This is a genomic window from Metabacillus sp. GQ13, assembly GCF_059758525.1.
The window spans coordinates 200,171-225,304 of sequence record NZ_JCAXET010000006.1 but is presented as its reverse complement, the minus strand read 5'-3'; the positions used below and the strand labels follow the sequence as shown (position 1 = coordinate 225,304).

Annotated in this window: 26 protein-coding genes; 21 read left to right on the top strand and 5 right to left on the bottom strand. The window is 33.9% G+C overall.

What is annotated here, in order from left to right; all coding sequences use genetic code 11:
- Positions 1-93: 93 nt before the first annotated feature.
- Positions 94-588: a L,D-transpeptidase family protein gene (locus tag AC6CHR_RS09660; RefSeq protein WP_498248436.1), complete on the bottom strand. Its 495-nt coding sequence runs from the start codon at positions 586-588 to the stop codon at positions 94-96.
- Positions 589-987: 399 nt separating this feature from the next.
- Between AC6CHR_RS09660 and AC6CHR_RS09655 the strand changes: the two genes are divergently transcribed.
- The 5 genes from AC6CHR_RS09655 to AC6CHR_RS09635 all read left to right on the top strand — a co-directional run bounded on the left by AC6CHR_RS09655 (position 988) and on the right by AC6CHR_RS09635 (position 8,345).
- On the top strand, positions 988-2,517 hold the full coding sequence (locus AC6CHR_RS09655) for a Ppx/GppA phosphatase family protein (protein WP_498248435.1): 1,530 nt from the start codon (positions 988-990) through the stop codon (positions 2,515-2,517).
- Positions 2,518-2,813: 296 nt separating this feature from the next.
- A complete protein-coding gene (locus tag AC6CHR_RS09650) occupies positions 2,814-4,925 on the top strand; it encodes an RNA degradosome polyphosphate kinase (RefSeq protein ID WP_498248434.1) in 2,112 nt (703 codons plus the stop codon).
- 480 nt (positions 4,926-5,405) lie between these two features.
- Positions 5,406-5,792, top strand: a complete 387-nt coding sequence (locus AC6CHR_RS09645; RefSeq protein ID WP_498248433.1) for a fluoride efflux transporter FluC — start codon at positions 5,406-5,408, stop codon at positions 5,790-5,792.
- A complete protein-coding gene (gene crcB, locus AC6CHR_RS09640) occupies positions 5,789-6,136 on the top strand; it encodes a fluoride efflux transporter CrcB (protein ID WP_498248432.1) in 348 nt (115 codons plus the stop codon). The genes AC6CHR_RS09645 and crcB overlap by 4 nt, the downstream gene beginning before the upstream one ends.
- A 124-nt stretch (positions 6,137-6,260) precedes the next feature.
- Positions 6,261-8,345 carry an EAL domain-containing protein gene (locus tag AC6CHR_RS09635; protein WP_498248431.1) on the top strand — a complete coding sequence of 695 codons (2,085 nt, stop codon included), beginning with the start codon at positions 6,261-6,263 and terminating at the stop codon, positions 8,343-8,345.
- Positions 8,346-8,410: 65 nt separating this feature from the next.
- On the opposite strand, the gene AC6CHR_RS09630 is transcribed toward AC6CHR_RS09635, so the two are convergent.
- On the bottom strand, positions 8,411-9,274 hold the full coding sequence (locus AC6CHR_RS09630) for a metallophosphoesterase (protein WP_498248430.1): 864 nt from the start codon (positions 9,272-9,274) through the stop codon (positions 8,411-8,413).
- A 541-nt stretch (positions 9,275-9,815) separates the two neighbouring features.
- On the opposite strand from AC6CHR_RS09630, the gene fadH reads away from it, so the two are divergent.
- The 4 genes from fadH to AC6CHR_RS09610 all read left to right on the top strand — a co-directional run bounded on the left by fadH (position 9,816) and on the right by AC6CHR_RS09610 (position 13,395).
- Positions 9,816-10,586, top strand: coding sequence for a 2,4-dienoyl-CoA reductase (gene fadH, locus AC6CHR_RS09625; RefSeq protein WP_498248532.1), 771 nt, complete (start codon positions 9,816-9,818; stop codon positions 10,584-10,586).
- A gap of 321 nt (positions 10,587-10,907) precedes the next feature.
- Complete coding sequence (locus AC6CHR_RS09620; RefSeq protein ID WP_498248429.1) at positions 10,908-12,125, top strand: EAL domain-containing protein; 1,218 nt, start codon at positions 10,908-10,910, stop codon at positions 12,123-12,125.
- 166 nt (positions 12,126-12,291) lie between these two features.
- Positions 12,292-12,531, top strand: a complete 240-nt coding sequence (locus AC6CHR_RS09615; RefSeq protein WP_498248428.1) for a hypothetical protein — start codon at positions 12,292-12,294, stop codon at positions 12,529-12,531.
- 168 nt (positions 12,532-12,699) lie between these two features.
- Complete coding sequence (locus AC6CHR_RS09610; protein ID WP_498248427.1) at positions 12,700-13,395, top strand: DUF3993 domain-containing protein; 696 nt, start codon at positions 12,700-12,702, stop codon at positions 13,393-13,395.
- A gap of 354 nt (positions 13,396-13,749) precedes the next feature.
- On the opposite strand, the gene AC6CHR_RS09605 is transcribed toward AC6CHR_RS09610, so the two are convergent.
- Positions 13,750-13,968, bottom strand: coding sequence for a glutaredoxin family protein (locus AC6CHR_RS09605; protein ID WP_498248426.1), 219 nt, complete (start codon positions 13,966-13,968; stop codon positions 13,750-13,752).
- A gap of 830 nt (positions 13,969-14,798) precedes the next feature.
- Here AC6CHR_RS09605 and AC6CHR_RS09600 point away from each other — a divergent pair.
- The 10 genes from AC6CHR_RS09600 (at position 14,799) to AC6CHR_RS09555 (ending at position 22,292) form a co-directional block, all read left to right on the top strand.
- Positions 14,799-15,035, top strand: a complete 237-nt coding sequence (locus AC6CHR_RS09600; protein WP_498248424.1) for a YkuJ family protein — start codon at positions 14,799-14,801, stop codon at positions 15,033-15,035.
- A 122-nt stretch (positions 15,036-15,157) separates the two neighbouring features.
- Positions 15,158-15,310 carry a hypothetical protein gene (locus AC6CHR_RS09595; RefSeq protein WP_498248423.1) on the top strand — a complete coding sequence of 51 codons (153 nt, stop codon included), beginning with the start codon at positions 15,158-15,160 and terminating at the stop codon, positions 15,308-15,310.
- Positions 15,311-15,444: 134 nt separating this feature from the next.
- Complete coding sequence (locus AC6CHR_RS09590) at positions 15,445-15,963, top strand: ribonuclease H-like YkuK family protein (RefSeq protein ID WP_498248422.1); 519 nt, start codon at positions 15,445-15,447, stop codon at positions 15,961-15,963.
- Between the two features lie 296 nt (positions 15,964-16,259).
- Positions 16,260-16,442, top strand: a complete 183-nt coding sequence (gene abbA / locus AC6CHR_RS09585; protein ID WP_498248421.1) for an antirepressor AbbA — start codon at positions 16,260-16,262, stop codon at positions 16,440-16,442.
- Positions 16,443-16,810: 368 nt separating this feature from the next.
- Complete coding sequence (cbpB, locus tag AC6CHR_RS09580; RefSeq protein ID WP_498248420.1) at positions 16,811-17,257, top strand: cyclic-di-AMP-binding protein CbpB; 447 nt, start codon at positions 16,811-16,813, stop codon at positions 17,255-17,257.
- A 344-nt stretch (positions 17,258-17,601) separates the two neighbouring features.
- A complete protein-coding gene (locus tag AC6CHR_RS09575) occupies positions 17,602-19,032 on the top strand; it encodes an MDR family MFS transporter (RefSeq protein ID WP_498248530.1) in 1,431 nt (476 codons plus the stop codon).
- Between the two features lie 90 nt (positions 19,033-19,122).
- Positions 19,123-19,995, top strand: a complete 873-nt coding sequence (ccpC, locus tag AC6CHR_RS09570) for a transcriptional regulator CcpC (protein WP_498248529.1) — start codon at positions 19,123-19,125, stop codon at positions 19,993-19,995.
- A 100-nt stretch (positions 19,996-20,095) separates the two neighbouring features.
- Positions 20,096-20,806 (top strand): 2,3,4,5-tetrahydropyridine-2,6-dicarboxylate N-acetyltransferase, encoded by a 711-nt coding sequence (gene dapD / locus AC6CHR_RS09565; protein ID WP_498248419.1) that lies wholly within the window; start codon positions 20,096-20,098, stop codon positions 20,804-20,806.
- Positions 20,807-20,860: 54 nt separating this feature from the next.
- Positions 20,861-21,991, top strand: a complete 1,131-nt coding sequence (locus AC6CHR_RS09560; RefSeq protein ID WP_498248418.1) for an N-acetyldiaminopimelate deacetylase — start codon at positions 20,861-20,863, stop codon at positions 21,989-21,991.
- 55 nt (positions 21,992-22,046) lie between these two features.
- Entirely contained in the window at positions 22,047-22,292 is a 246-nt protein-coding gene (locus AC6CHR_RS09555) for a YkuS family protein (RefSeq protein ID WP_498248417.1), read from the top strand.
- Positions 22,293-22,479: 187 nt separating this feature from the next.
- Here AC6CHR_RS09555 and AC6CHR_RS09550 read toward each other — a convergent pair whose 3' ends face one another.
- The gene (locus AC6CHR_RS09550) at positions 22,480-23,322 is read right to left on the bottom strand and encodes a mechanosensitive ion channel family protein (RefSeq protein ID WP_498248416.1); all 843 of its coding nucleotides are present in this window, start codon (positions 23,320-23,322) and stop codon (positions 22,480-22,482) included.
- A gap of 388 nt (positions 23,323-23,710) precedes the next feature.
- Here AC6CHR_RS09550 and ahpA point away from each other — a divergent pair, with 388 nt between their 5' ends.
- Together ahpA and AC6CHR_RS09540 are read left to right on the top strand one after the other, a co-directional pair.
- Entirely contained in the window at positions 23,711-24,253 is a 543-nt protein-coding gene (gene ahpA, locus AC6CHR_RS09545) for a biofilm-specific peroxidase AhpA (RefSeq protein ID WP_498248415.1), read from the top strand.
- A 171-nt stretch (positions 24,254-24,424) separates the two neighbouring features.
- The gene (locus AC6CHR_RS09540) at positions 24,425-24,880 is read left to right on the top strand and encodes a TlpA family protein disulfide reductase (RefSeq protein WP_498248414.1); all 456 of its coding nucleotides are present in this window, start codon (positions 24,425-24,427) and stop codon (positions 24,878-24,880) included.
- 63 nt (positions 24,881-24,943) lie between these two features.
- Here the strand turns inward: AC6CHR_RS09540 and AC6CHR_RS09535 are convergent, their stop codons facing one another.
- Positions 24,944-25,084: a hypothetical protein gene (locus tag AC6CHR_RS09535; RefSeq protein WP_498248413.1), complete on the bottom strand. Its 141-nt coding sequence runs from the start codon at positions 25,082-25,084 to the stop codon at positions 24,944-24,946.
- Between the last annotated feature and the right edge of the window lie 50 nt (positions 25,085-25,134).

The window sequence follows — 25,134 nt, the reverse complement described above, 5'->3', positions numbered from 1 at the left end:
CGCTCCTTATAATGCTGGATCAATTACTATATTTGTCATTATAAGGGATTTGTCCTTGTTTGAATACTATCCTTACATAATCTTAATAAAATCTTAAGGTCTTATGTAAACTTTAGTCCCATTAGGTACGATCGATGCTAGTTCTAATACATCGTAATTATACATTCTAATACAGCCGTGAGAGACAGCATTTCCAATTGAGGCAGGGTTGTTTGTTCCATGTATCCCGTAATGTAATTTAGATAAACTCAACCACATCACCCCAAAAGGTCCTCCTGGGTTTGGCTCGCGATTAACGATGACAAAGTCTCCAACTGGAGTAGCTGTAACCATTGCACCAACAGCAATAGGATACTCTTTTATAACTTGTCCGTTGCTTCTAAGGATTAATCGTTTAGTGGAGATTGATATGTGAATAGAGTAGGGTATCGAATCAGGGTCAGGCAGATGTGGAATCGTAATTTGTTGGCCAATATTAATTGTATTAGGGTTAGGAATGTTATTAGCTGCCAATAATTGATTTAAAGGAATTCGGTAATTTGCGGCAATTATTCCAAGTGATTCTCCTTGCTTAACAATGTGAATCATATAATTCCTCCTACTAATATGAAAAATTTTCTGAAGTTTATAAAAATTTATACAATCAATTATGGAGTCAAAAATGACATACAACACGAAAATATGCTTTTTGACTACTCAAAAACAGCTATTCATAAATAAAGGCTGTTTTCGCAAAGATTGTTGTTTTTCGTAAAAAGTAAATCTTTACGTATTCAGCCTATCTTCGTGCTCTTTTCGTTAAATGACTCTGATATCCCACTGGAGATCGCTTCAATTTAGATAATAAAAATCCAAAAGCCGATTTTTATTAGTATTAGAGCAACAAACTTTTAGAAAAGAGCCTAAATAAATAACACACTATATCATATGTATAGATGTGATATAATGTACCTTATTTTATATGAGTGAAGACGTGGGGGATAAAAAGTGGATCAGGAAAAATACGCAATTATTGATATTGGCTCAAATACGATGAGACTTGTTATTTATTTACGGGATAAAAGCGGTCGATTAAAAGAGATTGAAAATGTAAAGACTGTTGCAAGACTGCGGAATTATTTATCTGAAAGTTCCGTTTTAAATAATATAGGTATACATATTTTAATAAACACTCTGCAAAGTTTTCAGGGAATTACTAGGCATCACAAGATAAATGAAGTTAAATGTGTAGCAACAGCAACGATTAGGCAGTCCCAAAATAAACAAGAGATACAAGATAAGGTAAAGCTAGAAACGGATTTTACTCTACGAATTTTATCTGAATATGAGGAAGCATTTTATGGGTACTTAGCTGTTGTTAATTCAACACCATTTAAGAGCGGAATCACGATAGATATTGGTGGGGGAAGTACTGAGCTTACATATTTTGAAGATCGTAAATTAATAAAGTATCACAGTTTTCCTTTTGGTGCCCTTTCACTAAAAAAGCAATTTGTAGATTCTGATATCCCAACAGTTGAAGAAATAAATACTCTAAGAGAATTTATAATGGAGAAATTCACATCACTCAATTGGATTCTAGATAAAAAGCTTCCGCTTATCGGTATTGGTGGGAGTGCAAGAAACTTAGTTCAGATCCACCAAGAATTTATTGGTTACCCATTAGCAGGTGTTCATCAATATACGATGAACAAACAGGGGATAACGGATATAAAAGGATATTTACAGTCCTTGACTTTCCCTGAAATTCAACGTGTTGAAGGTTTATCAAAGGATCGTGCTGATATCATCCTTCCGGCAGTGGAAGTGTTTTCCAGCTTGATGGATATCGTCCAAACAGATCATTTCGCTTTAAGTAGAAAAGGCTTAAGAGACGGTGTTTTTTATGAAGAATTAACCAAAAATTTCGGATTATCTATCTTTCCCAATGTTATTGAAGAAAGTTTTTATGAGTTAGCTACAGATTATAATATTAATATCAATCATGTTTTTCAGGTAACTAATAGTGCTCTTATGATAAAAGACCTTTTAACGAATGTAGGTCTAGTTTCGATTAACAAAAATGATACTACTTTTTTAAAACGAGGTGCCTTTGTTTTTAATATCGGAACATATATTGATTCTGAGTCAAGTAGTCAACATACGTTTTATTTATTAGCAAATAGAACGATTGATGGGTTGCTACACCGTGAACGTATTATTATTGCCTTAATTGCCTCGTTTACTAGTCATGCATCTTTTAGGAGATATGTTTCATTATATAGCCACTGGTTTTCCAAGGAAGAGTTAACAACATACAGGCTATTAGGTGCGATTGTTAAATTTGCTTTTAACCTGCATGCAACGAATCGAAAAATTATTGAAGACATAAAACTAGAAATGAATGGTGATGAACTCACTTTTTATATGACATGTAACCAAGACTGGAGACATGAACAATATCAAGTTGAAAAACAGAAAAAGCACTTAGAAAAAGTATTGAAAAAGTCTGTAGTTGTAAAGTTTAATGACAAATAACCAACCATTCTAAAATGATAGATTGGTATTAAATTTATCTGGGCTATATTCTTGTCTGCTTAAGAAGCTTGCAGAATATAGCCTTTAATTATCGAGGAAAGATAGAGGAACCACCATTCACTGCATACCAAACGAAAAACAAATTCCTTTTCTATTTAGAGATGAGCTATCGTTTGAATATCCCGATTTACAAAATAATAACAAAAAATTTACATAAAATTTACAAAAATACTATATAAGAAATGTTATTATAATAAATATTGTAAGAATTTGTCGATTAAAAGGGTGGCAGAAGAATGAAAATAATAGAGAAACATTCTGTAGAACTTCAAAGTCCAATGTATTATAACAATAGAGAACTAAGTTGGCTTGCATTTAATGAACGGGTGTTGGAAGAGGCGCTGGATGAGCGAAACCCTTTATTAGAGCGGATGAAATTCTTATCAATATTTAGTTCAAACTTAGATGAGTTTTTTATGGTACGTGTTGCAGGTTTAAAAGACCAAGTAAAGGCTGGTTTTAATAAACCAGAGAATAAAGCAGGTTTGACACCTATACAGCAGTTGAATGATATTACTAAAAAGACTCATAAGTTGGTTGAATTACAATACGATACGTTTAATCAACTTATTTTACCAACATTAAATGAAGAAAATATTGAATTTCTTAAGGTAGGACAATTATCGAGAGAGCAGTTAGTATTGATTGAAGACTATTTTGATGAACAAATATTTCCTGTCTTAACACCGATGGCAATCGATGCGTATCGACCATTTCCGATGCTTTTAAATAAAAGTATTAATCTAGCAATTGTCATAAGGGATGATAAAGTAATAGAGAAGAATGAATATAAGACAGCTCTTGTTCAGGTTCCAGCTGTATTAGACCGTTTTGTAAGATTAAATTCATCAAACAATAAAGTAGAGTATATCTTACTTGAAGATATAATCAGTCACTTTATAAATAAATTATTTAAAGGGTATAAGGTTGTTTCTGTTTCTATTTTTAGAATCACAAGAAATGCTGATATGACGATTCATGAAGAAGGTGCACGTGATTTACTTAAAGAAATTGAAAAGGAATTAAAAAAACGTAAATGGGGATTAGCTGTCCGTCTTGAAATTCAGCGGAGAGGATTTGACGAAAATATATTAAAGTATCTAACTGAAGAACTTGAAGTTCATGAAAAAGATGTCTACGAAATTGACGGTCCACTGGATTTAACGATTCTATTTAGTTTTTATAAAGAGGTTGCAAGTATAAGAGAGCATTTAACTTATGAAACGTTAATTCCCCAACCACCACGTGATTTATCTTCAGATGAAAATATATTCGATAAAGTTTCTGAAAGAGATATTTTTTTGCATCATCCCTACGAATCGTTTGAGCCTGTTGTTGAATTTATTGCTGATGCAGCCGTTGACCCAGATGTTTTAGCTATTAAACAAACCCTTTATCGTGTGAGCGGAGGATCACCGATTATTGAGGCGTTAAAAGGTGCAGCAGAAAAGGGAAAGCAAGTTACTGTGTTAGTTGAATTAAAAGCACGTTTTGACGAAGAAAATAATGTACAATGGGCAAAAGAGCTTGAGAAAGCAGGGTGTCATGTCATATATGGTATGACTTACTTGAAAACACATAGTAAGATAACCCTTGTCGTTAGAAGAAAGAATAATCGTATCGAACGGTTTGTTCATTTAGGGACTGGAAATTATAATGATCAAACTGCAAAAATATATACAGATATGGGAATCGTAACGTCAAAAAGGAAGTTTGGAATCGATGCGACTAATTTTTTTAATTATTTAAGTGGTTATACTGAAAAGCCAATTTTTCATCATTTATCTGTAGCACCATTTGATATTCGAAAAGACTTTATCAATTTAATTGATGATGAAATTAGCTTCCAAAAAAGGTTTGGGAATGGACGGATTATTGCAAAAATGAATTCGTTAACAGATAAAGTGATTATTACTAAATTTTATGAAGCCTCCAATGCTGGAGTGAAAATTGATTTAATTATCAGGGGTACTTGTTGTTTACGACCAGGTTTGGTTGGTGTAAGTGAGAATATTAAAGTACGAAGCATTGTTGGAAGATTTTTAGAACATAGTCGAATTTATCTATTTCATCATAATGGTGAAGAAAAAACCTACCTTTCTTCAGCGGATATGATGACAAGAAATATGGAAAAGCGAGTGGAAATATTATTTCCGGTTTATGAAGGGTCGATTAAAAAACGAGTGAATTTTATTTTGGCGAGTGCGTTAGAAGATAATGTGAAAGCAAGAGAGCAGAATGAATATGGAGATTATCATTATGTAATGAGAAAGCCAGATGAACCAATTATTGACAGTCAACAATTACTGTTTGAAAAGGCTTATCAAATAATGGAAGATGAAGAATAAAAGATAATATCATAGAATACAAAGTAGACTTCTTAATTATAAGAAGTCTGTTTTTTATAGAAGATAATTACACTTTTGTACACAGTTACTCAGAATGCTCCGACGCTAATGCTGTTTGGGTATTCTTTGGCAGGCTATAGGTTCTTGTTTCCACGTCGTAAATTTTACTGAGGTGTTCGTTCTACCACCAATTCAAGTGAGGATTTAGCAATTTAATGTTTTGTGAACCTAGTCATTTATGTCTGAAAATCACTTGGAAATGGTATAATTTTATTTGGTTCTTGCTAGGTTTTGTTTTCAAAAATATATCATCTTTTGTTAAGTACGTTAACCGGAATAATTTAACTTTATTTCATGAGGAAAAGTGAAAATATCAACGGAAAGAGCATGAAGAAAGGTCTTTGTCCTAAGTAAAAGTATGTTCGCAAATCGATATCAAACCATTGAAAACAGCCTGTTAAATTGAAGGGAAGATTTTATATGAAAGAAAAAGTTCTTAACAGCTTTTTTGTTGGACTGGGTGGTGCTAGTGGATCTTTATTACGTTATTTTGTATCTCTTGTTCTTCCATCGGGAATTTTTCCTTATTCAACTTTGGTTATAAATGCAGGAGGTAGTTTCTTACTTGGATTTATTACCACATCTATTTTATTAACAAAAGCTAAAGGGTGGTTAAGACTCCTAATGGGCACTGGTTTTTGTGGAGGATTTACGACAATGTCTACCTTTAGTTTAGAACTTACACTTCTGCCAATAGAAATAGCCTTTTTATACGTTAGCTGTTCTATCATAAGCAGTCTTTTACTAGTTATGGTCGGAATGAAAATAGCAGAAAATTTAGGAAGAGCTAAGGGAGAAAAAGTATGATAAGTGTATTCGTCGGAGGTGCAATCGGTTCCTGTTCAAGGTATTTGTTAGGTGAGTTTATCCAAAGCTACTTTCATGACAAGCAGAGATTACCGATTTCAATATTGTTGATTAATATAATTGGTTCGTTCCTACTTGGCTTGTTTGTAACAATTTCTAATGAGGGTTATTTTTTATTAGTAGTTACTGGATTTTGTGGGGGGTTTACAACTTATTCTACTTTTAGTGTAGAAGCAGTCCAACTTTTCAAAAAAAGGCAATATGTTCTTTTCTTTACATATATTATTGTCACAATAATCGGGAGCATCTTAGGTTTGCTAATAGGAAAGATGCTTGTATCATAAGTTTTTATTAATTGATTCAAATCATTTTATTTTTCATCGTATACTGTGTGTTACTATATTAAAAATAAAGATAATTTTCTGTCAAGTATTTGAAAATAAACTATGAATAACAGGATGATGATGAATGGACAACTTTCTTAACATAATGAAGCAGGATTTTAGTAAAGATAAATGGTCGCTTGAAATTGAATCATTTATTTTTGAGGTGATTGTCAATCACATTAATGATTTTATTTATATCATGAAGGTGGAAAGAGACCATTCTTTTTCATACTTATTTGTGAATGAAGTTGGGAAGGTACATGCGAAATTGGCATCTGACTATATAGGCAAGACATTTTATGATTTACATACTAAGAGGATAGCTGATCATTTATTTAATAACTACTCATTTGCACTTAAAGAAAAGAAACCTTATTCGTATCAAGATAAGTTGGAGATTGATCAAAAGACTTTTACATATGGCGAGACAATATTAACACCAATTTTAGATAATAATGATAATGTAATTTATATAATTGGGGTAACAAGAGATGTTACAGAACGGATGCATGAAAAAAATTTACTTGTAGAAAGTCAGGAAAGGTATAAGTCACTTGTTGATCATAATGTGGATGCGATTTTTTCGCTTGATTTACTGGGAAGGATAAGAACGGTAAATCCATCAGCGAAGACGATGATTAGTGACGATCGAAACCTCAAGGGTGTTAGTATTTTTGAACTATTTGATAATCACTTTCAAGATGTACTTCACAAGGCATATGGTCAAACAATTAGCGGGAATGCTGTAGAAGGTGATGAAGTTGTTAACGTAAAGGATAATCAGCTTCATACTCATTTCAAAACGGTACCAATCATAACGAATCAAAAGGTTAGCGGTATTTTTCTGATACTTAGAGATATAACAGAAAAGTCAAGGCAAGCATCTGTTATTGAACATATGGCGTATCATGACCCATTAACTGGACTTTTAAATCGAGGAGCTTTAAAAAGAGACATTCAAAAGTTTATAGCACTTAGTAAAGAAAAGGATCAGCCACTAGCGCTAATGTATATGGACCTTGACCGCTTCAAGATGATAAATGATACACTAGGGCATAATAGCGGTGATAAACTATTGGTTGAAGTTGGGATTCGTTTAAATTTAATCGAGCACCCCAGCTTTTATGTTTATCGTCATGGAGGTGACGAGTTTATACTTGTCTTGCTCAATACTGATCGTAAGGAAGCAGTAAATAAAGCTAAGCTACTTATTAAAATGTTTAAAGAGCCCTTTTATATAGATGACATCGAATATTATATGTCTTTAAGCATAGGGATTAGTATCTTTCCAGATGATAGTAGTGAAGAACAGGAATTAATTATGAATGCTGATAAGGCTTTATATGTAGTGAAGCAGCGTAGCAGAGCAAATTACCAACTATATGAAAAAGAAATGGAGACAAATAGTAATGAAATGATCGTAATAGAAACTGCTTTAAGAAGGGCAGTTGAACTAGATGAGCTTATTTTGTATTACCAGCCACAAGTAGACTTAGCTACTGGTAAGGTAGTAAGCCATGAAGCACTTCTAAGGTGGATAAATCCGGAGTTAGGTAGTATTTCTCCGGGAAAGTTTATTCCCATTGCTGAAGATTCAGGCTTAATTATCCCTATTGGCGAATGGGTAGTTGAAGAAGTATGTAAACAATTATATACTTGGAGAGAAAATGCCATAGAGGACACTGTGATAGCTATTAATTTATCAGCGAAACAGTTTCAACAGACACATCTTGTTGAGATGATTTCATCTCTGTTTACTACTTATCAAATTAATCCTGCTCAAATCGAGTTTGAAATAACAGAAGGTGCATTACAAAATGCAGAAGAGGCACTAAGTTTGATAAAGAGATTAAAAAGGTTAGGTGTGACAATTTCTATTGATGACTTTGGGACTGGTTTTTCATCTTTAATGTATTTAAAGCAGTTTCCAATTGACTCATTAAAAATCGATCAGGCCTTTATTAGAGATGTACTGATTGACAAAAAGGATGAAGCAATTGTTACAACTATTTTGCATCTTGCTCATCATTTAGGTCTCTCGGTTGTTGCTGAAGGTATTGAAACAGATGAACAACTAGAATTTTTATCAAATATGAACTGTCAAAAGGGACAAGGTTATTTATTTAGTAAGGCAGTACCACCAAATGAAATGAATTTAAATTTATAATTTTGTATAAAAGTAGGAAGACTCATTACCTGAGTTTTCCTACTTTTTAATATTACTTTGTCAAATCATTCTTGTGATTGAAGGGTAAAAACAGTAATTTCGGGTGTGGAAAGAAATCTAAACGGCAGTCTCGTAGTTCCGAGGCCACGATTAACATAGAGCTTCATCTTTCCTACTTCATACAATCCTTCGGGATACTCATTCGCAAAAGGTGGGGTGATGAGCGGACCATAAAATGGAACTTGAATTTGGCCGCCATGACTATGTCCTGATAATTGGAGGTCAATATGGTAATTTTTTGTATCAAGTGCTGCATCTGGTTCATGAACTAGTAATATATTAAATAATATCTCATTTAAATTTCCTAATGTACCTTCATACTGTGGTTTTCCTAACATTAAATCATCTAAACCTGCGATACCAATTTTACTCCCATCAATCATTGGAATGGTTGCCACTTCATTTTGTAATAAAGTAAAGCCAGACATTGTAATCACATTTCTATAAATATCTGTTCCATAGCCGCCATGATCATGATTTCCATATACAGCAAACTTTCCAAAAGGTGCATTTAGTTTTTCAAGTACAGGGACAATCTTATTTATTTCTGTGTATTGATTGGGCTCATCCATTAAGTCTCCAGTAAAGAGTAAAAGATCTGGGGATAGTTGATTAATTTTCGTTACGATTGTTTCTAATCTTTCTATTGTGAAGAAATCACTTAAATGTGTATCACTGAACTGAACTATTTTAAAACCGTGAAAGGTTTTAGGGATTTTTTTGTGTGATATTGATAGGTTTACAATATCTAATAATGTTGGTTCGATATATCGGGCGTAAGTATAACCTCCAGCTGCTGTAAAAACACTAGCAAAAGAAAAGGTGAAAAAACCTTTAAGGAAGGATCTCCTTGAATATAATTTTGTCATGTTTACCAACCATTCTCCATTGTATTTATCTAGTCTATTATTTAGGCTTTTTTCTAAAAGTTTGTTGCTTTAGTACTAATAAAAACTTCCCACCAGTGCGTCTTGTGCTTCCAGATTTGAATTCTAAAACAATAGAAGCCACCTTAATAACGAAAAAAATAAGTTTACTGACTACCATTATTCATTCTTATTTTCTTACAGCTAGTATAACATGGTTTAATTTTTTACTTCTACGAAAAACTCAATGTTTCCAACTCAATAATTTGTTAGAAAATGGTATGGTTTTATGGTAAAATAAAAATGAATAACCATTCATTTTGGGTATCAGAATTTATATGTTCTGTACTTTGTTTTGTGTCTAGCTCCAGCAGTCTGACTTTGAAAAAGTCGGATGTCTAGCCCCTCGGGGGGAAATACTAAATCCTATTTTCTTAGGTCATAAGCCACTTAGGAATTGAAGGGAAATATAACAGCTTCTATTCTAAGCGTATATGCTTGTAGGGGCTGAACAAGGCGCTTGTGCGTGCTTCTTAAGGGGGGGATTTTAGTGAAGAATAAAGTTATCATCATTACTGGTGGCTCTAATGGTATGGGAAAAGAGATGGCGAAACGGTTTGCAACTGATGGAGCTTCAGTGGTGATTATTGGAAGAACGTTAGAAAAGTTAGAGGTAGTTAAGGCAGAAATTGAGACATTTGAAGATCAGGTTTATCCAATTCAATTAGATGTTCGTGATGCCGAGAAGGTTACGGAAATGATAAAGATAGTTGATAAGAAGTTTGGTAAAATTGACGCTTTTGTTAATAATGCTGCAGGGAATTTTATTTGTCCTGCTGAAAATTTATCTAATAATGGTTGGAAGTCGGTTATTGATATTGTCTTAAATGGTACATTTTATTGTAGTTCTGCAATCGGGAAATATTGGATAGATAATCAGATAAAAGGTGTTATTCTGAATATGGTTGCAACCTATGCATGGAATGCAGGTGCAGGTGTAATTCATTCTGCTGCTGCAAAGGCTGGAGTTTTGTCCATGACTAGGACATTGGCAGTTGAATGGGGAAGAAAATATGGCATTAGAGTTAATGCTATAGCTCCTGGCCCAATTGAAAGAACAGGGGGAGCAGAGAAATTATGGGAATCAGAGGAGGCAGCAAAAAGGACGTTAAAAAGTGTACCTTTAGGTAGATTAGGTACTCCCGAAGAAATTGCAGCACTTGCTGCATTCCTCCTTTCTAATGATGCCTCATATATTAATGGAGAATGTGTCACAATGGATGGTGGACAGTGGTTAAATCAATCACCGTTTTAAAAGCCTATTTAGCAATCTAACGAGGTGATTTTTAGTTGTCGTTTAGGATTGGTCTTCGACATCTAGTTCAAGAGGCTAGCGGCTGTGAACTTTACCGTCCTTATACACAAAGTCAACATCGAATCACTGTCACTCTAAGTGTTTCCAACGTCTGAAACGGGGTGCCCTAGTTCATACGTTGCGTAACATGAGCTTGCGCTTATTTAATGAGTGTTGATCAACATAGGGTTTGTTGGTTAACACTTAGTATATCGAGCTAAACTCTTCCTTTATATGATATAATCATAGATAATTTAGATAGATATAGGTGAGGGGATTTCAATGGATCCATTAGATGTTTTAACGAATTTGGAAAGAGTTATTCCTAACTACCAGGCGATTTTTAGTGCAGATGAACAACGAGTAATTGGTTATGAAGTACTAGGGAGAATTAAGATGAATGGAAATATTCAAAGTTTAGGTTCGTTCTTTCAGGATGAAAATGTACCTGATGAATATCGAATTGAGGTTGACGATTTTATATTACATAGTGCGATTGAAGAATTTCTACAACTCAAAGATCCTGAACTCCTTCTATTTATTAACAGAGACGCTAATTTACTTATGATTGATCATGGTGAAAGTTTTCTTCAACATCTTATTGAAATGCGAGACCACGGATTACAACTTAATCAAATAGTGATAGAAATTACTGAGCATAACTTTAAAGGGGATATGGAACAACTATATCACCTTTTGACCTATTATCGGACATATGGCATCAAGGTTGCAATTGATAATATCGGCAAAGAAAGCAGTAATTTAGATCGAATAGGTTTACTATCACCGGATATATTAAAAATTGACTTACAACCTTTAAGGTTAACGTCACCCCTACAGTCTTATTATGATGTATTATATTCAATTTCTCTATTAGCTAGAAAAATTGGTGCAACGCTTTTGTATGAAGATATTGAAGTTGATTTCCAACTCCAATATGCTTGGAAAAATGGGGGAAGATACTATCAAGGTTATTTTCTTGATGAACCAAAAAGAAATTTTATAAATCGAGACAATTGTAAAGAGAGGCTAAAAAAGGAATTTCAGCACTATACCTCATCTGAGAAAAAGAAGTTAGAAAGACTTTATCGGTTTACGGAGGATTTCCATCTTCGTATCCATCAGCTAATAACAAAAATTGGAAAGCAATATGAGGATTATAATCAATTGTTGGCGGAGTTAGCCATAAAATTGGATGATTGTTGTTTCAGAATATATATTTGTGATGAAGATGGGTTTCAACAATCTGTAAATATTTTTAAAGATAAAAAATGGGAAATTCAACCGAAATATTATTTAAACAATTGGAGTTGGCGTCCGTACTTTTTAGCTAACATTATGAAAATGAGATACAATAAAAAAGGCTTTTTAAGCGATGTTTATAGTGATATTGAAAAAGGCGATTTAATTAGGACTTTTTCTTATCCGTTAAACCAGGAACACTATTTATTTATAGACTTGTCGTATGAGTTTCTGTATGAACAAGAGGGTCTGTTGTGAGTTAAAATAATTATTATTGATATGCTTTATACGAACAGTAAAAAAATCCATGCAGCTTATTTAATAATGATAGGTAATAACTATTGGAAAAAAAATAAAAGCATTGCACAAAGGATATTTACTCACTACCTGAGTCATCATAATAAACAGAAGGGGTGACAGATAGATGAGTGTATTAACTACTGTGTTAGGTATATTAGCATTAATTGTTCTAGCAGCAAGCTTAATTTATACGTATAGAGTTGGGAAGCTTGCTAATGAAAATGGGGCTAAATTTGATTCACAACTTAATGAAAAGATTCAGGATCATCCATATAGTCTTAACCCAATATTTTGGATTTTGATCATAACGGCCATACTCTCAGTGGCTTATATTATATACTTAACTTTTACAATTTCTTGGTAGGCGGAACTCTCCGCCCTTTTTTATGCTGTTTTTTAATCGTTACTAATGTCATGTTATAAAAAAAGTGAAACAATCGAGATTAGTTAATCGTCTAAAGGGTAAAAACATAATAAAGGTTGGGGATAGAAGATGTTCCCTTGTAATCATTAAATGAGAGGATGAGTCTCTTTGAAACAAAAACTTCTGCAAAGTAGTGGCCTATTGTTTTTATTCTTGCTTTTATCACTTTCACAACAAGTATTTGCTGAAGAACCTGAAAGTCCCACACGAGAAGAAGTATTAACAACGGTGAAAAATGCATATAACGCACAAATTTCTCTTACTGAAAAAGCTAGATCGATGGATGAAATAAAAAGTATTTTATCTAAATATTTCGAAGCCGAACTTATTGAGAGTTATATAAATGAAAATGTCCAACCACTAGGGAGCAAATTTATTGTGTACGGAACTGATTTTCCAGTCTATACAATACCTTTTTTCACCTATACGCAGTCTACAAAAGTAAGGATGGAAAAGGGAATGCTAATTGTCTATGAGTATTTCCCAGCTACAACAGAAGGTCCTGTTGCCTATGATGATCATTATGAAGTGATGAAATTTGAATATTCAAATGAAGGTTGGAAAATAAATTCGATTGACATCGATGCAACCAACCCCGAGGTATATCAGGAACAACAAAATGTTAATAAGTTGCCTTATACTGAACAAAACCATTCTGACATTTCAGTGAAGGAAGAAGATTTACAGATTATTAAAGATGTACAAACCCGATTTATTTTGGGATCAAGTTCTTCATTTATTAAGCTATCCCTTTCAACTCAAAGCTTTCGTACCTTTTTTTTAAAGACCAATCTATTTTATTAAACTTTTATGTAATTCCCATGCGGAAAAATCTAATTAAAGGAAGCAGCATAACGATTTCAATAATTCTAGAAAAAAATTTCTATAAATGATTGACAATGATACTGATAATCATTATCATTATAATTGAGAGAACGATTACTCAGTTGTTTCTATATGACATTCGAGTTTACTTGTAGTTGATTGTTTTAATTTGTTTTCTCCCTAGATGCAAGTACTAAGTAGGAATTTGATTAGTCATTAACTCTCGTTTTCCCCAAACCCCTTTTAATATAGTGTAAAAAAAGCTTGGCTGGTCACCAAGCTTTTTTGCCATTTTTATCCTATGATTTCAACTATCCAACAACTAAAAGGATTTTATATACCTAAAACTTTTTCAAGTTTTTGTAAATCAAAACCTATAATAACAGAGGAATCAATAGTAACTGTTGGAGTAGTCGATGAATTTAGTTCATTGACTAACTTATCACGAGCATCTGTATCTACACTGATATCCTTCTCATAATAGGCTATATGATGATGATCTAAGAATTGTTTAGTGATTTTACAAGGTGGACAACTAGGTTGTGTATACAACGTAATTATTTTTTCCAAAGAAATCTCTCCTTTCATTTACTTTATTAAAGGCTATGTTAAAGCTTATGGTAGATTTATCACGCTAAAGTGGATGACGTGAGTGTCAGTCTCCTGCGGGTGAAGTGAGTTAATGTGAGACCCCCGCAGGCCCACGCATTGATAAGACTCCCGGACCGCCCACTAAAAGCGAACGTCTGGAAAGGAAATAACCTTCAATTTTAACAAAGCCTTATTAAATATGTAGAAGTTATCTAATCAAATTAGTTAATTGTAATATAACATAAAGGGATGTTACTTAGTGAAAATCATATTCACCTTTATCTTGTAGGCTTTTTTCTAAAAGTTTTGTTGCTTTCAATCTAAAAAAAATCGGTCATTGGTTTTTTGTGAAAACGGAAGAAGTTAATAAAAAAAGTGTCTGAATAATATGCGAAAAGAACGAAGAGAGGCTAAATCCGTAAAAATTTCTTTAGTCCAAAAATCAACAACATTTGCGAAACAGCCATCTTGTATAATAGTTAATAGTGGGTAACTAAAATGACCTACACAAACTTCTATTAATAAAAAAATAAAAGTAATCTTTCTTAATAGCATGATTCAAATGAATATGTGTTACAATAATAAAGGTTATTTTCTAAGTTACATAACAACGGCAAAAGAAGTAAGGATTTATTTGGTAATCTTTTCATACATAGTGTAAAATTGTAAGGCGAAAAGTGAAAAATAGATTATCGAATCGTTGTTTAGTGGGTAGAATGTATGGTAGAGTAAAACAAGATTAAATATTAGGAATCAGTTATAAGTTAACTCTTCCGGAAGGGGGATATCTAGTGTCACAACTATTAGGTATTATTACAAGACTGCAAAATTTACAAGAAAATTCTGGTTCTGGTGAACCTTTACAGCGTTTCTTTGAGGTTGAAGGAGAAAAGCGTTGTAGTGTTAAATACTTCGATAAGAGTAATACTTACGAATTAGAGGTTTATCAAAAGGCTGACAAACCTCAATCATATCAATTTGACAATATCGATATGATTGCAATAGAAATATTTGACTTACTTCAATAATGAGGTTATCTCTTGTAAGCCTCTGTAGCTCTGACATTTATCAGTCATTTTCGAATAAAGTCCAATGATTAATTGACGTTGAAGAAATTACTGACTTTCATTCTGTGTTCACAGGAGGCAAAATGAGAAGAGAACCTAAGGTGATTTGCCCGTTTTGCCAAGAAGGGCAACCGCTAAGCAAATCATTGACAGCACAATCAAATCAGAATGTTATTTTTACTTGTATTAATTGTCATGAATCAATAAAAAACATTGAGACGAGTAAGGGAGAATAGCCATGTCTAAAAGACATGGCTATTTTTTATGTTTAAATGTTCATACTTCAACTTGCATTATACATATAGTAGAAAGAGTACCCTTTTTAGGATGTAGGTTAATATCGATGATAATCTTGGCAAGGAGATGAGATATGAACGAATCCTTTATCTTTTATAATGTCTCAGAAACGAATATGTCTTTTCAAATTGTATTAGAACGAATAAAACAATTTATTCTTACAGATCCCCGATCAGAGTATGTGTTGTCCATAGGGTCCGATTCCCATGTTCATCAACATGAAACAAAGTTTATCACAGCCATACATCTACATCGTGTTGGGAAAGGTGCTTGGGGTTGCTTGAAGGCTTATAGTGAGAAACGCCCAATATTAAGTGTGCGTGAAAAAATTTCAAAGGAAACAGCTTTGAGTCAAGAAATAGCTTATTACTTTGTAACCGATTATTTAAGTCATTTAACGGATTTGTTAATCCCATATGCTACAGAAGGTGCAGACTTATTGTTTGAAATTCATTTAGATATTGGTAGAAAGGGACTAACGAAAGATTTGATACAGGAAATGACAGGTAGAATTGAAGCAATGGGAATTGAAGCAAAAATAAAACCGGAAGCATACACTGCTTTCAGCTACGCGAATAGGTATACAAAATAATTTTAGTTCCTAATTTACTCTTAACTAGAGGTGGTTTTCACAAAGAATGTTGTTTTCCGTAAAAAGTACTAATGTACACGTTGTAAGTATATCTTCGTGCTCTTTTCGCTAAATTACTATGATATTCCACTGGAGATAACGTGGATTTACATAGTACTAGGGCAACAAACTTATAGAAAAGGCCTTAACTAATAAGTATTTACATCTAAGACGATTAATTTGATATCAAACTTAGTTGAAATGTCATGTTAAAACGTAATTTCCGTATATCCTAATCGAATAATAGGGAGGCTACCATGGATACTTCGTTAAAAAAGCTAACAACTGAAGATGAAAAGCTCTTGATTGAAATTTTATTTAACCAACAGTATGAGCTTGAGATTATAAGTAGTGAATTAAATGATATTGAAGCAGGGTTAAAGAATACCGATCATATGACATATCTTCGGTTAGTTTCTCTTTTTGATCGATTAAGCTAAATGAATTAGGTACATATGATCCTCTTTTTATGGTATGCGAAGGCTAATTTCATAAAGATTGGCATTCTTCGTTTCTATAGGCATTGTCCCCGTCATTATGCATTTTTTTCGAATATACATTGTCACTTTTTATAAAAAAAGCTGCAAATCCTACAGAGTGCAACAACCTATTAGAAAAGAGTATATAGGAATTAAAAAGAGTTTTATCATTATCAAAATAGGATACTCTTCTTTACGGAGTATCCTTTTGTCATTATCAAAACATAAACGGATGCAGACAATATGTTATGATAGAATAGGTTAAATTATAAAATCTCTTACTCTATAGTAGTTGGCTAAGATTATGTATTTAGAGAGGAAGAATAAATATGTTTAGTTTTGAAACAGATAATTTAATAAATGAATCAATAAAAAATTTAATGATTCCAGCGGATAAAGTGGCCCATGTACAACTGGGCAATAATCTTGAGCATGCTTTACTCGTATTAACTAAAACAGGGTATACAGCAATTCCAGTTTTAGATTCAACGTTTAAGCTTCATGGTTTAATCGGTATGAATTTAATAATGGACAGTATATTCGGCTTAGAGCGAATTGAATTTGAAAAATTGGAAAATATGAAGGTTGAAGAAGTTATGAATACCGAGATACCTAGACTTTATCTAGAGGATACACTAGAAAAAGGATTAGATCTGGTGGTAAATCACGCTTTTGTCTGTGTTCAAAATAATGAAACAGTTTTTGAAGGAATATTTACAAGAAGAGCTATTTTAAAACAATTAAAGAGGTCTATAAATCAAAGTAAATCATTGTAAATGGTAATTTTTCGTTTGTGAACGATGTTAATGAATGAAATCTTCATAACATCGTTTTTTATCGTGACAAAGAAAAGCCCAAACGCCTTGGTCAGCCCCGACAAGCATAAGACGCTGATGAAATGAAGGTGTCCTTTCCTTCAATTCATCAGTGGCTTATGACCTCGAGGGGCTAGGCGCTGGAGCTAGACACCAAATCTATGTAAAAAGCACATATATATTCTAGTACAAAAAAGGAGATCATTAATTAATTGAACAAAGGTGGTTTAGGTGTGGGACAAGTGTTTATACGAAAGAATTCAATACCTAATAAAACAAAAAGACCATTAGTATTAGCAACAGTTATGTTAGCCATGTTTATGGCTGCTATTGAAGCGACGATAGTGGCGACAGCAATGCCTGCTATTGTTAGTGATTTAGGTGATTTCTCCTTATATAGTTGGGTATTTTCATCCTATCTGTTAATGAATGCTGTAACTGTATTGATTTATGGGAAATTATCTGATTTATTCGGCAGAAAACCAGTACTAACAGTTGGAATCTTGATCTTTTTAGTAGGATCAATTTTATGTGGATTGGCTTCATCAATGGAGTTTCTGATATTCGCTAGATTCGTTCAAGGTTTTGGCGCAGGGGCAGTAATGCCAATTGCCTCGACGATTGTAGGTGACATTTATACGAAAGAAGAGAGAGCGAAAGTTCAAGGTTACTTATCAAGTGTATGGGGAATATCTGCTATCATGGGGCCGGCAGTCGGAGGAGTTCTTGTTGAGTATGTTAGCTGGCGTTTCGTTTTTTGGATAAATGTTCCTCTAGGTGTGTTTGCTATCGCTGGTTTATATTTCTTCCTCCACGAAAAAATTGAAAAGCAAAAACCTAAAATTGATTATATCGGTGCGTTCCTCCTTACATTATCTGTTACCTCCTTTATGTTTATCCTTGTTGAAGGTGGTGTTCACTTTGATTGGCTATCCTTACCAATTCTTTTATTAATCGCTATATCTCTTTTTAGTATGGGAGCATTTGTGGTTTATGAAAGAAAAGTTGAGGACCCGATGATGCCTTTTGAACTTTGGAGTCAAAAATCGATTTTAATTGCCAACCTTACATCATTAACAACTGGTGTTATTTTAATAGGTCTTTCGACTTTTTTACCAACGTTTGTTCAAGGCGTTATGGAAGAGAAACCAATTGTAGCAGGTTTTACACTAACAACAATGTCAATAGGATGGCCAATTGCGGCAATGATTTCTGGTCGAGCAATCTTGACGATTGGATTTAGAACAACTTCCATATTAGGTGGGATTTCATTAGTTTGTGGCAGCGTCCTTTTTATCTTATTATCTGGTGATCATAGCCCGCTATTTGCTGCTACTGGATCATTTTTGATTGGAGTAGGAATGGGGTTAACGGCCACAGCATTCATTGTTTCTATTCAGAGCACAGTAGCTTGGAATAAAAGAGGAGTAGCAACAGCTACTAATATGTTTATGAGAAATGTAGGAAGTACAATAGGAGCAGCATTATTAGGAGGTATTTTAAATAGTAGACTGTTAACTTATTTCTCAAACAAAGGATATGCAGATGAATTGGACCTTGATTCCACTACAGCTTTACTTGATCCTTCACAGAACAGTGACATGTCAGAAAATGCTAAGGGTATACTTCAACAAGGACTCGAATTTGCACTACATGATGTCTTTTTGTTTATTTTTGGATTTGCACTTCTAAGCGTTATTCTGATTATGTTTTTACCCAAAAAGGAAAAATCTTAGAATAGTACTATTGAAGGAACAGCTTCAAAGGAAAGTGTTAAAAAAAGTGAAAAATTATTGCAAAAACTTATAAAAAAGCAGGTGTTTATTTTGCAAACATCAGAATTGAGAATGTTGGTTGTGTTATCTGAAGAAATGAATATGAGGAAAGCATCTGAACGACTTTTTGTATCCCAGCCAGCTTTGTCACAACGTCTACAAACAATAGAGAAGTCATGGGGCTTCAAACTTTTCATCCGTTCACAAAAAGGGCTTACTTTAACACCTGCTGGAGAGAGAGTTATTTCTTATGCGCAAGAAGTTGTTCATAAAGAAGAGAAGGTAAGAGAACAAATTTTAGAATTAGAAGGCGAGGTTCATGGGACATTAAAGCTTGCCGTTGCATCAATTATTGGTCAGCATTGGTTACCTGAAGTATTAAAAATCTATGTACGAAAATATCCTCACGCTAAGATTTCCCTTGTTACAGGGTGGAGTAGTGAAATTTTGAAAAGTATGTATGAAGATCATGTTCATATTGGTATTATACGTGGGAATCCAGAATGGAAGGGTATTAAGGAACATCTTTTAACCGATACGCTTTATTTAGTCGATACAGAAATAAAAAGAGTTGAGGATGTCTTACTTACTGATAGGCCATTTATTCAATTTAAAAGTGATTCTACATACTACCAGGAAATTCAAGATTGGTGGCTTAATCAATTCAAAATATCTCCGAAAAGAACAATTGTTGTAGATCAGATAGAAACATGTAAGCAAATGGCATTCAATGGGATAGGTTATGCGATTTTACCATCAGTAACATTAAAGGAAGAAGAAAAAAATGTTTATAAAATTCCGTTACTAGATGAAGGTGGCAACCCAATAAAAAGAGATACATGGTTATTAGGATATCAATCATCTTTTCAATTAAAACAAGTAAAAGCTTTTTTAGATATTGTAAAAAACAAAAATGATTATTAAAAATATAGATGATAACTTCTTGATCATCATGACTTGTCAACTGTTTGATCCTTTGATACAGTAAAGAATGATGAATCAAGTTTGAGGAGGAATTATACATATGAAAATGATGGATGCAAATGAGATTATCTCATTTATACAAAACAGTACAAAATCGACACCGGTTAAAGTTTATGTAAAAGGAAATATTGAAGGTGTGAACTTTGGTGAGTCCGCACAAACATTTATTACTGGTAATACTGGTGTAGTGTTTGGTGAGTGGGCTGAAATTCAAAAAGCAATAGAAACGAACAAGGATCAAATTGAAGATTATGTGGTTGAAAATGACCGCCGTAATTCTGCGATACCTTTACTTGACCTTAAAGGTATTAAAGCACGAATTGAACCGGGTGCAATTATCCGTGATCAAGTTGAAATTGGCAATAATGCAGTTATCATGATGGGTGCATCAATCAATATCGGAAGTGTAATTGGTGAAGGGTCAATGATTGATATGAATGTTGTCCTTGGTGGTCGTGCAACAGTAGGGAAAAACTGTCACATCGGAGCCGGTTCAGTATTAGCCGGCGTAATCGAGCCGCCTTCAGCTAAGCCAGTTGTAATTGAAGACGATGTTGTCATTGGTGCTAACGCAGTTGTATTAGAAGGTGTAACTGTTGGTAAAGGTGCCGTAGTTGCAGCAGGTGCAATTGTTATTGATGATGTAGCACCATATACAGTTGTTGCAGGTACTCCAGCACGAAAAATTAAAGAGATAGATGAAAAGACAAAATCAAAAACAGAAATCAAACAAGAATTAAGACAATTATAAAAAGTAGCGGGCGTGGATGATAAATCCACGCCTTCTGTATACGGTGGTGTAAGGATGTTAATGGAAAACTTAATAAAAATTCGTCGAGAGCTTCATCAAATACCAGAAGTAGGGTATAAAGAATTTAAAACCCAACAATATATAATACAGGCTTTAAGTCAATTTCCAGAAGAAAGATTAGAGATTAAGTCATGGAAAACAGGAATATTTGTTTTAGTAAAAGGTACGAATCCTAAAAAAACAATTGGTTACCGGGCGGATATCGATGGATTGCCGATAACTGAGGAAACAGGATATAATTTTAAATCAAGTCATCCAGGATATATGCATGCGTGTGGTCATGATTTTCATATGACAATTGCGTTGGGAATTTTGTCTCATTTCGTAAAGCATCCAGTAGCTGACCATGTATTATTTTTATTTCAACCAGCTGAAGAAGGCCCTGGTGGAGCAGAACCGATGTTAAACAGTGAGTATGGAAAGTTATGGAGACCAGATATTATCACAGCCCTTCACATTGCTCCAGAGTTACCCGTGGGTACAATTGCAACAAAATCAGGTTTACTATTCGCCAATACCTCTGAATTATTTATTGACTTAAAAGGTAAGGGGGGGCATGCAGCTTATCCTCATACAACAAATGACATGGTTGTAGCAGCGTGCTCATTAGTATCACAACTTCAATCGATTGTGGCACGGAATGTCGACCCTTTAGATAGTGCCGTTATTACAATTGGAAAAATAACCAGTGGTACTGTACAAAATATCATCGCTGAACATGCTAGACTCGAAGGAACCATACGGACTTTATCTGTAAAATCAATGGAAAAAGTGAAAGAAAGAATAGAAGCTATTGTTAAAGGAGTAGAAATTGGCTTTTCCTGTAAGGCAACAATAGACTATGGTTCTATGTATCACCAAGTTTTCAATGAAGAGGTCTTAACGACTGAATTTATGGAATTTGCAGCAGAAAGTACAGAATTCACTGTCCAGGAATGTAAAGAAGCAATGACAGGAGAAGACTTTGGTTATATGGTAGATCAAATTCCTGGATTTATGTTTTGGTTAGGAGTTGATTCATCATATGGTTTACACCATGCCAAACTGGAGCCAAATGAATCTGCAATTAAGGTTGCAGTTGAGTTAATGAGCAAGTATATAGCATTCAAAGCAAATCAGGAATAAGTAAGTATATTTTATCCATCCGTGTACACAATACATATAGGAGGTGGATAAAATAATGCCAAAAATCGGTGTAGAACAATCATTATCAGATGTATCCGCAGCTTTACAACAAAAAGGCTATGACGTTGTCCAATTAACCAATGAAAGTGATGCAAAAGGTTGTGACTGTTGTGTAATTACAGGGCAGGATGCCAATGTCATGGGGATTAGCAATGCAGTAACTGCTGGTTCTGTCATTGAAGCCATTGGCTTATCAGCTGACGAAATATGTCAACAGGTTGATAGTAAAATAAATCTTTAAAAATAGAAAATGGAGGCTGCCTTAACGTTTATTACATAAAGGGTAAGCCTCCATTTTTTATGGCTTAGTACTTAGCAAAACGATCATATCCTAAGTTAAGTCTACATCGACATTTGTGCCATTTGTGTTTCTTTTACCTCAACTGAGTTCTCTAGTTCATACCTTGCAAAACGCACTTGCACTTTTCTTATGGCTGTTTCTTTTCGATAAGGACTTGATGTGGAAATGGTATTTCGATATTATTGGCATCTAGTGCTTCTTTCATTGCTTTTCGAAGGTTGCGTTCCACAAACCATTGCTGCATATTCTCAGTTTTAGCAAGAATTCGGATGACAACGTCGGATGTGCCTAGGGCTTGTACACCGATAACATTAGGGCCCTCAACAATTGATTGGTCATCGAGAGCAACCTTATCACAAGCCTCTTGGAGAACCGCCATTGCATGTTCAATATCATCATCATATGAAATCCCAATATCAACAAGAGCTCTCATATTACCTCTGGAGTGATTGCTTACTTTTGTTATTTCTCTATTCGGTACATAATGAAGGGTACCGTCAAAGCCCCTAATTTGTGTTGTTCTGAGACCAACTTGCTCTACAACACCATCAAAATCAGCTACTGTAATGTAGTCCCCAACATCAATTTGTTTTTCTAATAAAAGAAAGAATCCTGTTACTACATCACTTACAAGACCTTGTGCTCCAAACCCGACAGCTAAGCCGATAACTCCTGCACCAGCTAATAATGCTTTTGCATCATAGTTAAATACTTCAAATACCATAACTATGAAAATAAAAATAAGGATGTATGAAAAGATATTCAATGATAAGCTCTGTAATGTTAAAGCACGTCCTGCTGATAAATTATCTCTATTTTTTACACGTTGAAACATATTTTTGATAATTCTTTTTCCGACTGATTTAATAATTAAAAAGACGATGATAATACCAAGTAGCTTTAACAAGATGATTCCTGTGTTTGTTATGAGCAATGTCCAGTTTAAGTTCTCTAAAATATGTAAATTCATAAAACATTCCTTTCTTTTCATTCATTATTAATAATTCATAACGAGTGTTTGCTCCAATGAGCTAATATGATCTATACCCTAAGAAGGATTATGTTAAACAATAACTGGATAGATTTGATCAATTTATGAATCTTGACGAAAGTACAACTACAAAATCATGCTCATGAGGCAAAATACTTGAATCTAACATATAAGTTAGGGAATAATGAAAGTTGTTAGATGAGTTGTAAAATGCTTTTCTTAAAATGATTATTATCTGATATTGACTAAAAAGGATGCTTGTCCTATAATGGTCACTGTATTGGGCGCGAAAAGTTGTTGAGGGTAATTTACATATTCTCAATTAGGTAAGCCAATCACGTAAAAAATTAATTGGAGGTATTACATAATGGCAGAACGTATGGTAGGTAAACAGGCACCACGCTTTGAAATGGATGCTGTATTAGCAAACAAGGAATTTGGAAAAGTAAGTTTAGAAGAGAATATGAAAAATGACAAATGGACAGTGCTTTTCTTCTATCCAATGGACTTCACATTTGTTTGTCCAACAGAAATTACTGCAGTGTCAGATCGTTATGATGAATTTGAAGATTTAGATGCAGAAGTAATCGGTGTATCAACTGATACAATTCACACACATTTAGCTTGGATCAACACGGACAGAAAAGAAAATGGCTTAGGAGATTTAAAATATCCTTTAGCTGCGGATACTAATCACGTCGTTTCACGTGAATATGGTGTGTTAATTGAAGAAGAGGGTGTTGCACTTCGTGGATTATTCATTATTAATCCAGATGGTGAATTACAATACGCTGTTGTTAACCACAACAACATTGGACGTGACGTAGACGAAACACTTCGCGTACTACAAGCACTTCAAACTGGTGGACTTTGCCCAGCAAACTGGAAACCTGGTCAAGCTACACTTTAAGCTGTAGTGTGACTATTTAAAGGAGGCTGACAATCTTAATATGTCAGCCCCTTTTTCGATATAGAACGATAATATAATTTCAATATGGTAAGAATAAGCTAATTACATTTATTAATTGATACCTTTATCGAATAATTCCTGTAGGGCTTTTTAATGAATGGAGGAAGAAAAATGAAATTACGTGAGCCGATGCCGGAACTTACAGGTGCAACTGAGTGGTTAAATGGTGAGGTTACAAGAGAACAACTAATTGGAGAAAAACCAACTCTTATCCATTTTTGGTCAGTTAGCTGTCACTTATGTAAGGAAGCTATGCCCCAAGTTAATGAATTTCGTGATCAATATAAAGAGAAATTAAATGTGGTTGCTGTACATATGCCACGTTCAGAAGATGATTTAAATATTGATGATATAAAAAAAATTGCTGCGGAACATGATATTACTCAACCAATATTTGTAGATAGTGAGCATAAATTTACTGATAAATTGGAAAATCAATATGTACCTGCATACTATGTATTTGATAAAGAAGGAAAGCTCCGTCATTTCCAAGCTGGTGGAAGCGGAATGAAAATGCTAGAAAAACGAGTGAATCGTGTTTTAGCAGAGCTTGAGAATGCTGAATAAGTATGGGATTTTGGCATTGTTTGCGAATTAATGTCAATGGATATTTGGAAGGTGTGAAGTCGGTTACCAAGATATGGTGGCTGGCTTTTTTTGCAAAGATTGGTGTCGGCTAGAAGCCGCAGCGACTAGTGATCTCCACTTCCGCAACGAGATAAGTCGTCGAATCGCTTTTTCTTTATCTCTTTGTGGAGTACTCCAGTTCATACGTTGTTGAACGGGCTCTTATGCTTTTTTCTTTGTGTGAAATATCATAA